Source organism: Microbacterium arborescens (assembly GCF_049707515.1).
In the GTDB taxonomy this organism is placed as follows: Bacteria; Actinomycetota; Actinomycetes; order Actinomycetales; family Microbacteriaceae; genus Microbacterium; species Microbacterium arborescens_B.
In genome coordinates this window covers 1-11,388 of the sequence record NZ_JBNAFI010000005.1, presented here as the reverse complement: position 1 = coordinate 11,388, position 11,388 = coordinate 1, and the positions used below count along the sequence as shown (strand labels likewise).

General features: G+C 71.8%; 12 protein-coding genes. All 12 read right to left on the bottom strand.

Annotated features, from left to right (window positions below):
• Positions 1-84: 84 nt before the first annotated feature.
• The 12 genes from ACPYN5_RS10715 to ACPYN5_RS10660 all read right to left on the bottom strand — a co-directional run bounded on the left by ACPYN5_RS10715 (position 85) and on the right by ACPYN5_RS10660 (position 11,206).
• Positions 85-693, bottom strand: coding sequence for a vitamin K epoxide reductase family protein (locus ACPYN5_RS10715; RefSeq protein ID WP_424448973.1), 609 nt, complete (start codon positions 691-693; stop codon positions 85-87).
• An 87-nt stretch (positions 694-780) separates the two neighbouring features.
• A complete protein-coding gene (locus ACPYN5_RS10710) occupies positions 781-1,854 on the bottom strand; it encodes a hypothetical protein (RefSeq protein ID WP_424448972.1) in 1,074 nt (357 codons plus the stop codon).
• 49 nt (positions 1,855-1,903) lie between these two features.
• On the bottom strand, positions 1,904-2,827 hold the full coding sequence (xerD, locus tag ACPYN5_RS10705) for a site-specific tyrosine recombinase XerD (protein WP_424448971.1): 924 nt from the start codon (positions 2,825-2,827) through the stop codon (positions 1,904-1,906).
• A 5-nt stretch (positions 2,828-2,832) separates the two neighbouring features.
• On the bottom strand, positions 2,833-3,399 hold the full coding sequence (locus ACPYN5_RS10700; protein WP_424448970.1) for an NUDIX domain-containing protein: 567 nt from the start codon (positions 3,397-3,399) through the stop codon (positions 2,833-2,835).
• Complete coding sequence (locus ACPYN5_RS10695; RefSeq protein ID WP_424448969.1) at positions 3,392-5,086, bottom strand: CTP synthase; 1,695 nt, start codon at positions 5,084-5,086, stop codon at positions 3,392-3,394. The genes ACPYN5_RS10700 and ACPYN5_RS10695 overlap by 8 nt, the downstream gene beginning before the upstream one ends.
• A 6-nt stretch (positions 5,087-5,092) precedes the next feature.
• Positions 5,093-6,796 carry a DNA repair protein RecN gene (gene recN, locus ACPYN5_RS10690; protein WP_424448968.1) on the bottom strand — a complete coding sequence of 568 codons (1,704 nt, stop codon included), beginning with the start codon at positions 6,794-6,796 and terminating at the stop codon, positions 5,093-5,095.
• A complete protein-coding gene (locus ACPYN5_RS10685) occupies positions 6,793-7,728 on the bottom strand; it encodes an NAD kinase (RefSeq protein ID WP_424448967.1) in 936 nt (311 codons plus the stop codon). Before ACPYN5_RS10685 ends, recN begins: the two co-directional genes overlap by 4 nt.
• Entirely contained in the window at positions 7,725-8,531 is an 807-nt protein-coding gene (locus tag ACPYN5_RS10680) for a TlyA family RNA methyltransferase (protein WP_424448966.1), read from the bottom strand. The genes ACPYN5_RS10685 and ACPYN5_RS10680 overlap by 4 nt, the downstream gene beginning before the upstream one ends.
• A complete protein-coding gene (locus ACPYN5_RS10675) occupies positions 8,528-8,737 on the bottom strand; it encodes a hypothetical protein (protein WP_424448965.1) in 210 nt (69 codons plus the stop codon). Before ACPYN5_RS10675 ends, ACPYN5_RS10680 begins: the two co-directional genes overlap by 4 nt.
• A 20-nt stretch (positions 8,738-8,757) precedes the next feature.
• The gene (locus ACPYN5_RS10670) at positions 8,758-9,792 is read right to left on the bottom strand and encodes an HAD-IIA family hydrolase (RefSeq protein WP_424448964.1); all 1,035 of its coding nucleotides are present in this window, start codon (positions 9,790-9,792) and stop codon (positions 8,758-8,760) included.
• Positions 9,792-10,424 (bottom strand): hypothetical protein, encoded by a 633-nt coding sequence (locus tag ACPYN5_RS10665; RefSeq protein ID WP_424448963.1) that lies wholly within the window; start codon positions 10,422-10,424, stop codon positions 9,792-9,794. Before ACPYN5_RS10665 ends, ACPYN5_RS10670 begins: the two co-directional genes overlap by 1 nt.
• Before the next feature lie 29 nt (positions 10,425-10,453).
• Complete coding sequence (locus ACPYN5_RS10660; RefSeq protein WP_424448962.1) at positions 10,454-11,206, bottom strand: hypothetical protein; 753 nt, start codon at positions 11,204-11,206, stop codon at positions 10,454-10,456.
• Positions 11,207-11,388: the final 182 nt, after the last annotated feature.

Below are 11,388 nucleotides of genomic sequence, written 5' to 3'. Positions count from 1 at the left end.
CGCGCGGGGCGGAAGTGGCCTCGACCGGCGACGCAGGCGACACCAGCCTCCTGGATCCGACGAACGTATCCCCGGGCCGTGGACTCAGAGGCTTCCGAGGACGTCGAGCCGGACCTGGGCGGCCACCGCGATGACGAGGTAGTCGATCACGACGACGAGCGGGGTCCCTGACAGCAGCACCGCCCCGATGCGCTGCAGCGCGCGGCCCCACACCCCCTCCCGCAGCGTCCAGCCGAGAGTCGACCAGAACAAGGGAATCGTCACGAGCCACACGACCATGCACCAGGGGCACAGCGAGCCGTACTCGAAGACGCTGCGGTAGGCGAAGACGTGGACGAGGACGAACGCCGCCGCGACGACAGCGGCGTACACCCGCCAGTACCAGGCGCGCAGACCGTTCGGCGCGGCGAGCGCGGACACCCCCGCGAAGACCGCCCCGGGAAAGAGCACCATGCCGATGACGGAGTTGCTGAACCCGAGGAGGTTGCCGCCGGGGCTGAGCAGATTCGGACCGCACGTGACGACGGGGCTGACGTCGCACGAGATGATCGCCTGGCCACCCGTCAGCTGACCGATGTACTCGTGGTAGAGCAGGAACGACACCGTCCAGCCGGCGACACCCGCGACGATCCAGGCGATGGCGAGTCCCCGCCCGGGGCGGAAGGCCCGCGCGGAGTCGGTCGAGGCGGCCATGGTGCCATCCTGCGCCGGCCGTCGCGCACGGGCGGGCGGCGTGCGCCGGGAAAAAGCGACGGCGGATGCCGCTGCGGATCGAGGCCGTCAGCGCCAGGACCCGGTCAGCACGCCGGCGACGACCCCGAAGACGAGGGGAAGCAGACACCCGATGACGGCGGGACCAGCGATTCGCGGCGTGGTGAACAGCTCCGCGCGACGCGCGGCGCGCTCGCCGTCGGTGCCGCGCAGCACGCCGGCCGGTGACGGATCCGGTCGGCCGGCGGCGGCATCCTCGATGCGCTGCGCGACGGCGAACAGGTCCTCGATCCATCGCCAGTACGCGGCGGTGTGCCGGGGCAATCCCATCCGCGAGAGGAAGTACACGTGCCGCCCGGCGGTCTCGATGTCCACATCCGAGGCCACCGCGGTGAGGCCGTCGCGCACGGGGGGCGTGAGCATCCGCTGCACGTCAGGGGCGTCGCCGGCCGCGCACCACACGGCGAAGCGTTCGTCGAAACCACCACCGGCGTCGATGCGTTCCTGTCCGAGCGGAGGGCGCCAGGACGCTGCTCCCGGCGCGCGGACCGCGATCACGCTCGTTCTCGGCAGGTCGACGGAGAGATCGACTCGGAGGTACGTCAGCGAGTGCGGCATCCGCGCGCGCGCCACCCACGTGTCGAACGAGTAGTCCCCCGACGCGAAGCGGCGCGCCCTCTCCCCGGTGATGACGGCGGTCGCGACCCGGCGCCGGCCGAGCGCGAAGACGGTCGCGGTCTCATCCGGGCCGTTCTCGCGGTGACGGATGCCGAGCCGATTCGTTGCCGCGAATCTCTCGAGGCGGTACAGCGCCTCTTCCGCACCTCGGCGCAGGCCCCGCATCGCACCGAAACGACTCGTCGCAAGAGGCAGCACCATGATCGCGGCGATCACGACACTCGTCCACGACAGCCCGGTGCCGCCTGTCGCCGCCTGTGCGACGGTGACGAGCAGCAGCGCGAGCGCGCCCGCCCCGACCACCAGCACGGAGGTGTGCAGCACCGCAACCACTGCGGCCATGTGCGATGCACGACGTCCCGCCGCGTCGACGAAGCCGCCGTCGGCTGGGGTCGGAAGCGGCGCCGTCAGCGCACGAGTGTCGAAGGTCGACGTCCCCGCACCGCCCGATGCTTCACCGCCCATTCCCCCATCCTGCCCGGACTCGCCGTCGAGGCCGAACGCCGACGGGCGATCAGCGGGCGCGCGGGTGGGAGGTGGCGTAGATCTCCCGCAGCGCGTCGACGGTGACGTGCGTGTAGATCTGGGTGGTCGCGACCGACGCATGACCGAGCAGCTCCTGCACGACCCGGACGTCGGCACCGCCCTGCAGCAGATGGGTCGCGAACGAATGACGCAGCGTGTGAGGCGAGACGTGCGCGGTGAGCTTCGCGCGCTCGGCGGCCCCCTGGATGATGAGCCACGCGCTCTGCCGCGACAGCGGCGCACCGCGCACTCCGAGGAAGAGCCGCGGCGTCGCCCGCCCGCGCCGCGAGAGCTCCGGTCGGGCCCGCGACAGGTACGCCTCCACCGCGGCCCGCGCGTACGACCCGACGGGGACGATCCGCTCCTTCGCGCCCTTCCCCCGCACGCGCAGCACGTCGCCGAGCGCGAGGTCGTCGACGTCGAGCTGCACGATCTCCGACACGCGCGCTCCCGTGGCGTACAGCAGCTCGAGCAGCGCACGGTCGCGCAGCGCGGCGAGGTCGGTCGGGGCGGCGTCACCCGGTGCGGGGCCGGAAGCGTCGAGCAGGCTCTCGACCTGATCGATCGTCAACGCCTTCGGCAGCCGCCGCGGCGTCTTGGGCGGCCGCAGTCGCTGCGTCGGATCGGCGTCGACGATCCCCTCGCGTGCGAGGAACCGGTGCAGGCCGCGCAGCGACGACTGCAGGCGGGCGAGCGAGGTGGCCGCGGGCGGCGGATCGGCGGATGCGGCATCCTCCGCGAACCGCGTCACGACTTCCGCCGTGACCGCCGAGGCCTCCTCGATGCCCTGCTCGCCGAGCCACGCCGTGTACGCGTCGAGGTCGCGCCGGTAGGCCGCGACGGTGTGCGCCGACAATCCCCGCTCGACGGAGATGTGGCGCAGGTACGCCGCGACGGCGCGGTCGAGCCGCACGTTCGTCAGCCTCGGCGCAGCCGTTCGGCCGCAGCGAGCACGCCCGTCGCGAGGATGCCGTTGCGGAAGCGCCCCGCGAGCACTCCGTCGACGACCTCCGGCAGCGGCACGCGCTCGACGCGCATATCGGCCTCCTCGTCCTCGCGCTCGAAGGCGCTCGGCGCCGGGCTGAGCCCGCGCGCGAGGAAGATGTGGATGATCTCGTCGTTCCCGCCGGGGGTCGTGAAGATGCTCACGAGCGGCTCGATCGACGCGGCGACCAGGTCGACCTCCTCGGCCAGCTCGCGCCGCGCCGTCTCGATCGGGGGCTCGCCGGCGACGTCGAGCAGCCCGGCGGGGATCTCCCAGTCACGGTGACGGATCGGATGCCGGTACTGCTGGATCAGGACGACGCGTTCCTCGTCGTCGATCGCGACGACCGCGGCCGCACCGGGATGATCGACGAACTGACGCGTGATCTCCGCGTCACCGAAGCGCACGGTCTCGCTGCGCACATCCCAGACGCGCCCCGAGTACACCAGCTCGCTCGAGACGACCTCCGGCTCGAGCGGCTCGTCGCGCAGCTCAGGCATCCTCGACCTCGAACAGCTCGCTCGCGCGGTGCCGGTCGAGAGCGGCGGCGACCAGCCCGCGGAAGAGCGGGTTCGCCTCGGTCGGACGCGACCGCAGCTCGGGGTGGGCCTGCGTCGCGATGTAGTACGGGTGCACCTCGCGCGGGAGCTCGACGTACTCGACGAGGTTGCGGTCGGGCGACAGGCCCGAGAACACGAGGCCGGCCCCGGCGATCTGGTCGCGGTAGCGGTTGTTCACCTCGTAGCGGTGGCGGTGGCGCTCCGACGCCGTCGTGGCCCCGTAGACCTCGGCCGCGAGCGACCCCTCGGCGAGATCCGCCTCGTAGAGCCCCAGACGCATCGTGCCGCCGAGGTCTCCGCCGGCGATGATGTCGACCTGCTCGGCCATCGTCGCGATGACGGGGAACTCGGTCTCGGGGTCGAACTCGCTCGACGACGCACCGGCCAGGCCCGCCATGTTGCGCGCGTACTCGATGACCATGCACTGCAGGCCGAGGCAGATCCCCAGGGTCGGGATGCCCTGCTCGCGCGCGAACTTCAGCGCACCGAGCTTGCCCTCGATGCCGCGGATGCCGAAACCGCCGGGCACCACGATGCCATCGACGCTCGCGAGCGCCTTCTCCGCGCCCTCCGGGGTCTCGCACAGGTCTGAGGGGATCCACGTGACGTTGACCTTGGTCTCCTGCGCGAAGCCGCCCGCCTTGAGAGCCTCCGTGACCGAGAGGTAGGCGTCGGGCAGGTCGATGTACTTGCCGACGAGTCCGATCGTGACCTCGTGCTTGGGGTTGTGCACGGCGTCGAGCACCTTGCTCCAGCGCGTCCAGTCGACCTCCTCGGCCTTTTCGGCCAGACCCAGGCGGCGCGCGATGTACGCGTCGAGGCCCTGATCGTTCAGCGTGGAGGGGATGTCGTAGATGCTCGGCAGATCGACGGTGTTGACCACGCCCTCGACGTCGACGTCGCACATGAGGGCGATCTTGTTGCGGTTGCTCTCGCTGACGGGACGGTCGCTGCGCAGCACCAGCGCGTCGGGCTGGATGCCGACCTGGCGGAGGGCCGCGACCGAGTGCTGCGTCGGCTTGGTCTTCTGCTCGCCCGATGCGCCCATGAACGGCACGAGCGAGACGTGCACGAAGAACACGCTGTCGCGGCCGAGCTCGTGGCGCAGCTGACGGGCGGCTTCGAGGAAGGGCTGCGACTCGATGTCGCCGACGGTGCCGCCGACCTCGGTGATGATGACATCGGGACGGGGCTCCTCGGTGGCCTGCAGGCGCATCCGTCGCTTGATCTCGTCGGTGATGTGCGGGATGACCTGCACGGTGTCGCCGAGGTATTCGCCGCGGCGCTCCTTGGCGATGACCTGCGAGTAGATCTGACCGGTCGTGACGTTCGCCGCCTGGGTCAGCTCGATGTCGAGGAAGCGCTCGTAGTGTCCGATGTCGAGATCGGTCTCGGCGCCGTCGTCTGTGACGAAGACCTCGCCGTGCTGGAACGGGTTCATCGTGCCCGGATCGACGTTGAGGTACGGGTCGAGCTTCTGCATCACGACGCGAAGACCCCGCGCGGTGAGGAGATTGCCGAGACTCGCGGCGGTCAGTCCCTTGCCGAGAGAAGAGACCACACCACCGGTCACGAAGATCTGCTTGGTGGTGTTCTGGGAAGAGGCCGCGCGATGAGTGTCCGTCACGGGCTTCTATTCTATCAGTCGGGAGCGGGACAGGTTCAGCAGTTCACGGGCGTGCTCGATCGCGGCGCCCGAATCGGGCAGTCCCGACAGCAACCGGGCCATCTCCGCCTCGCGATCGCCACCCTCCAGACGCCGCACGCTCGACGCCGTCACCGAGCCGTCGTTCGACTTGACCACCGTCAGATGGTTCGTCGCGAACGCGGCGACCTGCGCGAGGTGGGTGACCACGATGACCTGGCTCGTCTCGGCGAGCCGGGCGAGCCGGCGGCCGACCTCGATCGCCGCGGCCCCGCCGATGCCGGCGTCCACTTCGTCGAAGACGAAGGTCGGCACGGGGTCGGTGCCGGCGATGACGACTTCGATCGCGAGCATGACGCGGCTGAGCTCACCGCCCGAAGCCCCCTTGGCCACGGGACGCGGATCCGCGCCGGGGTGCGGGGCGAGAAGGATCGTCACATCGTCACGACCGAACGCCGACGGGCTGCCCGGATCCACGCTCACGACCAGCCGGGCATCGGGCAGGGCGAGCTCGCGGAGCTCGGCGGTGACCGCCGCTCCCAGTCGCTCGGCCGCGGCGGTACGGGCCGCGGTCAGCTCGGCCGCGGCGGCATCCAGGCTCTCGCCCAGCTCGTCCCGCTGCGCGCGCAGCCGTTCGATACGGTCGCCGTCGTCATCGAGTTCGACGAGCCGCGCCGAGCCGCTCTCGAGCAGGGCCAGTGCCTCGTCGAGGGTGCCGTGCACGCGGAGCAGGGCGCCCAGCGCCGCGCGTCGCTCTTCGACGGCCGCGAGCTCCTGCGGCCCGCTCTCGTCGAGATCCGCGAGGTAGGCGCTCAGCCCGGTCACGAGGTCGGCGGCCCGGTATCCGAGGTCGGCGAGCGGTTCGACGAAGGCCGCGAGGGCCGCATCGCTCGCCGACGAGCGTTCGACGGCGCGGCGGGCCTCGGCGAGCAGCGACACCGCGTCGGGGAGGTCGTCGTCGTTCGAGAGCGCATCGTGGGCGGTTGCCGCCGCGGCGCGCAGCTCCTCGACGTTCGCGAGCTTCTCGGCGCGCTCGGCGAGGACGGTGTCTTCACCCGGCTGGGGAGCGACCGCCTCGATGTCGGCAATGCGCGCCCGCAGGTCGTCGGCCTCGCGCCTGCGCGCGTCGCGGTCGGCGTCGAGCTGCGTCAGCTCGGCATCGACGGCGCGCCACGCTTCGAAGGCGGCGCGATATCGATCGCGGACGGCGACGAGCTCCGCGCCCCCGAACCGGTCGAGAGCGTCACGCTGGGCGGTGGCCGACTTCAGCCGCAGCTGGTCTGACTGCCCGTGCACGACGATCAGCTGCTCGGCGAGGTCGGCGAGGACAGCTGCCGGCGCGGGGCGTCCACCGACGCTCGCGCGGCTGCGTCCCTCGCTCGAGAGCACCCGCCCGAGGTACAGCTCGGAACGTCCGCCGCCGATCGGCTCGACGTCGCCGCCGGCTTCGCGTACGCGCTCGGCCACAGGACCGCCCTCATCGACGATCCATACGCCGTCGACCGAGGCCTGCGGCGACCCGGCCCGCACGGCGCCAGAGTCGGCGCGCTGGCCGAGCAGCAGCCCGAGGCCCGTGACGACCATCGTCTTGCCGGCGCCGGTCTCGCCGGTGATGGCGGTGAACCCGGGCCCCATCGGCAGCGTCGCCTCGGCGATGACCCCGAGGCCGCGCAGTCGCATCTCCTCGATCACGAAGCGACCTCGCGCTGCTCGATCGACGGACCGCGCCAGCCCACCACCGGCAGACGGAACTTCTGCACCAGCCGGTCGGTGAAGGCGGCGGGATGCAGCCGGGCGAGGCGAACGGGAGTCTTCGAACGGCGGACGACGACGCGGGCGCCGGGCGGGAGCTCGTGCGAGCGGCGTCCGTCGGCCCACAGGATGCCGGTGCCGTTCGTGCCGGCGCCGACCTCGATCGCGACGGATGCCTCGGGGCTGACGACCAGGGGTCGCGCGAACAGCGCGTGCGCCGACAACGGCACGACCGCGACCGCGGCGACGTCCGGCCATATGACGGGCCCACCTGCCGAGAAGTTGTAGGCCGTCGAGCCGGTCGGAGTGGCGATGACGACGCCGTCGCAGCCGAAAGCGGAGAGCGGACGGCGATCGACCTCGAGCACCACCTCGAGCATCCGCTCGCGGCTCGCCTTCTCCACCGTCGCCTCGTTGAGGGCCCAGGTCTCGTAGACGACGGCGCCGGAGCCGTCCTTGACGCGGACAGACAGCGCCATGCGCTCCTCCACGTCGTAGTCGCGGGCGATGACCCGGCGGACGGCGTCGTCCATGTCGTCGGCCTCGATCTCGGCGAGGAAGCCGACGTGTCCCATGTTGATGCCGAGCACCGGGGCAGTGCCCCCGCGCACCAGGTCGACGGCTCGGAGGATCGTGCCGTCGCCGCCCAGGACGATCGCGAGGTCCACGTCGGCGACATCCACGTCGTGTTCGAGCGTGCGCACCCCCGGCAGCTCGCCGAGCTCGGCGACCAGCTCGGCGCGGTCGTCGGCGGCGAGCACGGGCTGCGCGCCGGCGCCGGACAGTGCGTTCAGGACGCGTTGAGCCGCGGCGACGGTGTCGGGGCGGCGCGCGTGCGCGACGACGAGGATGTTGCGCATCGCGTCGGTCATCGGGCTCCCGCCAGTTCGTCCACCGTGTGTATCCATTGTGTCGGATTGCCCGCTTCGCCAGCGCGGATGCACAGGTGAACGACGTATTCCTGGTTGCCGTGCGTACCGACCAGCGGAGACGCGATCACGCCGTGCGTTCCGAGCCCCGCATCCCATGCCGACCACAGCACACCCGTCACGGCATCCGCTCGGAGGCCCGGGTCGGTGACGAGTCCGCCCTTGACCGCGGTGCGGCCGACTTCGAACTGCGGTTTGACCAGCAGCACGACGTCCGTTCCCGGCGAGCACACCGACACGACCGCCGGCAGCACGTGCTCGAGCGAGATGAACGAAAGGTCGCCCGTGATGATCTGCGGCGCGAACGGATGCCCGGCCGCCGCAGTCAGCGCCTCCGGCGAGAGTTCGCGGACGTTGAACCCCTCGACGGAGATCACGTCCGGGTCGGCCGCGATCGTCGGCGCGAGCTGACCGTGGCCGACGTCGACGGCGACAACGGGCTGCGCGCCGCGTTCGCGGAGCACCTGGGTGAAGCCGCCCGTCGACGCTCCCATGTCGAGCGCCTTCCGCCCCGCGACCGCGATGCCGAACGCGTCCAGCCCGGCGATCAGCTTGTGGGCCCCGCGGCTGACATAGTGGTCGGCGCCCGCGACATCGATGGTCGCCGTCTCGGCGACCGGGTGGGATGCCTTCACGACCGTTCGGCCGTCGACGGAGACGAGACTGTCTGCGATGAGGGTGGCGGCGTGGCTACGAGACCGTGCGAGGCCGCGTGCTGCCAGAGCCGAGTCGAGCCGGGTGCTCACGCGGCTCCGGTCGGACCGGAGTCGAGGCGGCGTGCGAGCTCGTCGTGCAGACCCGCGTACGACGCGGCCCGTTCGCTCAGGGGCTGGTCCTCGATGACGTCGAGCGACGACAGGAGGTCGTCACGCCACTGCTCGGCGATGCCGTCGGCCCCACTCTCAGCAGCGTGGTGCTCGCGCTCGGCCGGGTTGCCACCATCCATCGACATGGCTCCCACGATACGCGGGGTCAGGGACGGTGGAAGGGATCGGCGTAGAGCCGCTCCGGAACGCGGAATCCGTAGATCGCACGACCCGTCGCCCAGATGGCCGCGGCTCCCGCGCGCACGAGGTCGATCGGGCGGTCGCCTTCGGCGACGATGACGATGTCGGCGCCGTCGATGCGGACGGTCGCGCCGCCGACGGTCGTCACGTCGCCCTTCGTCCGCACCTCCGGATAGGGCTCGTGCAGCTCGCGCAGATCACCGACGATGTAGGTGGGGCGCGCGTTCGACGCAGCCGCGAGCACGTGCTTCGGCCGGTCGATGCCGGTCAGCACGAGCACCGAGCGGATGCCGGCGGCCTGCGCGCCGGCGATGTCGGTGTCGAGACGATCACCGATGAACAGCGGCTGCGCAGCGCCGAAGCGCGCGACGGCCTCGTCGAAGATCGGGCGCTCCGGCTTCCCGGCGACGGTCGCGAGCCGGCCGACGGCGGTGTGGACGGCCGACACCAGGGTGCCGTTGCCCGGCGCGATGCCGCGTGCCTGGGGGATGGTCCAGTCGGTGTTGGTGGCGATCCACGGGATGCCGCCCTCGTCCTCGGGCGTCGCAAGGGCGTAAGCCGCTTCTGCGAGCTGCGCCCAGCCGACCTCGGGGGCGAAGCCCTGCACGACAGCGGCCGGCGCGTCCTCGGCCGAGCGAGTCGGGACGTAGCCCGCCTTCTCGAGCTCGTGGACCAGGCCGTCGCCCCCGACGACGAGGACCGTCGCACCGGCAGGCACGCGCTCGCGCAGCAGACGCATCGCCGCCTGCGGGCTCGTGATGACGTCTTCGGGACGGGTGGCGGTCAGGCCGAGCTCGCGCAGGTGTTCGGCGACGACGGAGTCCCGCCGGGAGGCGTTGTTGGTGATGTAGCCGAGGCGGCGGGTCGCACCCGCGCGGTTCAGGCTCTCGATCGCGTGCGGCAGTGCCCCGGGTCCCGCGTAGACGACGCCGTCGAGGTCGGCGAGGACAGCGTCGACACCATCGAGCGGCGTCGACGCCGCGCGCGAGAACAAGCCCATCAGTTGCGCTCCCCCGCGCTGTCGGCTTCCGGCTCCTCGCCCTCGGCGGCGGCGGTCTCGTCGATGTCGTCGACGACGATGAGCTCGCGGTCGGCGTCGCTCACGCCGAGTGCCTCTTCGGCGATGACCGCACGTCGCTGCCAGAGGGCAGCCTCGTCGGAGCGACCGAGGTCTTCGAGGACGGCCGCGCGGGCCGCGAACAGCGCCGGGCTCCACGAGAACGCGCGATCGGGGTCGAGCTCCGGGATGTCGAGCTCCTGCAGGGCACGTTCGGTCTCACCGAGGTCGAGACGCGCGCCCGACATGGCGATCGCCAGCTCGACGCGCACCTCGACGGGAAGCGTCGTGCGGTCGACGGCACGCCCGACCTCGAGGGCACGGTCGGGCCGCCCGACACCGCGCTCGCTGTCGACCATCATCGCGATCTGGTCGTCGTTGCCCGAAATGCGCCGGTAGGTGCGCAGCTCCCGGAGCGCGAGCGCGTAATCACCGGTCGCGTAAGCCGTGATCGCCACGGTCTCGCGGACCACACCGACGCGCCCGGCTCGGCGCGATGCCGCAAGAGCGTGCTCGTGGGCGAGCTCGGGATCGTCGTCGATCAGCTGGGCGACCATCGCCAGGTGGCGCGCCACCTGTTCGGCGTTCTCCTTGCTCAGGGTCTTCAGCTCGTTGCGAGCGGCACCCGGCAGGTCGCGAGCGGTGACGGACTCGGGGATGTCCGGGCCGCGCGGGATCTCGCGCCGCTCCGACCCCTGCGGCGGACGCGAGGCACGCGCCCCACCGTCTCGCTCGTCGCGCCGCGGGTACGACGGCCGGTCGCCATCCCGGCGCGGGCGAGCATCGCCATCACGACGCGGGTACGACGGCCGGTCACCGTCACGGCGCGGACGGGCATCGCCATCACGACGCGGGTACGACGGCCGGTCACCGTCACTGCGCGGGCGGGCATCGCCATCACGACGCGGATACGACGGTCGGTCACCATCGCGACGCGGACGCGAGTCGCCGTATCCCGGGCGGTCGCCATCCCGGCGCGGACGGGAGTCCCCATCACGACGCGGGCGGGCATCGCCGTCCCGGCGGGGATACGACGGACGGTCGCCTTCCTGACGCGGACGGGCATCGCCATCACGACGCGGATACGACGGCCGGTCACCATCACGACGCGGACGCGAGTCGCCGTATCCCGGGCGGTCGCCGTCCCGGCGCGGACGGGAGTCCCCATCACGACGCGGGCGGGAGTCACCGTCGCGGCGAGGGCGTGCGTCGCCATCACGACGCGGATACGACGGTCGGTCGCCATCCCGCCGAGGCCGATCGTCGCGCTGCGGGCGTGCGTCGCCGTCGCGGCGGGGACGATCGTCGCGCTCCGGGCGCGAGTCGTTGGATCGCGCCGGACGGGCGTCATCGTCACGGCGCGGACGCCGTGCTCCAGAGTCCGCAGCGGAGTAACGGGGCTTGCGCTCCGATCGCGGGCGGTCTTCTTCAGTCACGACGTTCCTTTCGTCCCGGAAACGAGAAAGGGCCACCCAGCGTTGGGTGGCCCTTTCACGAAAGAAGTCCGGCGGTGTCCTACTCTCCCACAGGGTCCCCCCT

Excerpts from the sequence above, each read along its gene's own strand:
- ACPYN5_RS10700 (WP_424448970.1), bottom strand. The coding sequence starts at position 3,399 with ATGCCTGAGCTGCGCGACGAGCCGCTCGAGCCGGAGGTCGTCTCGAGC.
- ACPYN5_RS10685 (WP_424448967.1), bottom strand. The coding sequence starts at position 7,728 with ATGACCGACGCGATGCGCAACATCCTCGTCGTCGCGCACGCGCGCCGC.
- ACPYN5_RS10710 (WP_424448972.1), bottom strand. The coding sequence starts at position 1,854 with ATGGGCGGTGAAGCATCGGGCGGTGCGGGGACGTCGACCTTCGACACT.
- ACPYN5_RS10715 (WP_424448973.1), bottom strand. The coding sequence starts at position 693 with ATGGCCGCCTCGACCGACTCCGCGCGGGCCTTCCGCCCCGGGCGGGGA.
- ACPYN5_RS10670 (WP_424448964.1), bottom strand. The coding sequence starts at position 9,792 with ATGGGCTTGTTCTCGCGCGCGGCGTCGACGCCGCTCGATGGTGTCGAC.
- ACPYN5_RS10675 (WP_424448965.1), bottom strand. The coding sequence starts at position 8,737 with ATGTCGATGGATGGTGGCAACCCGGCCGAGCGCGAGCACCACGCTGCT.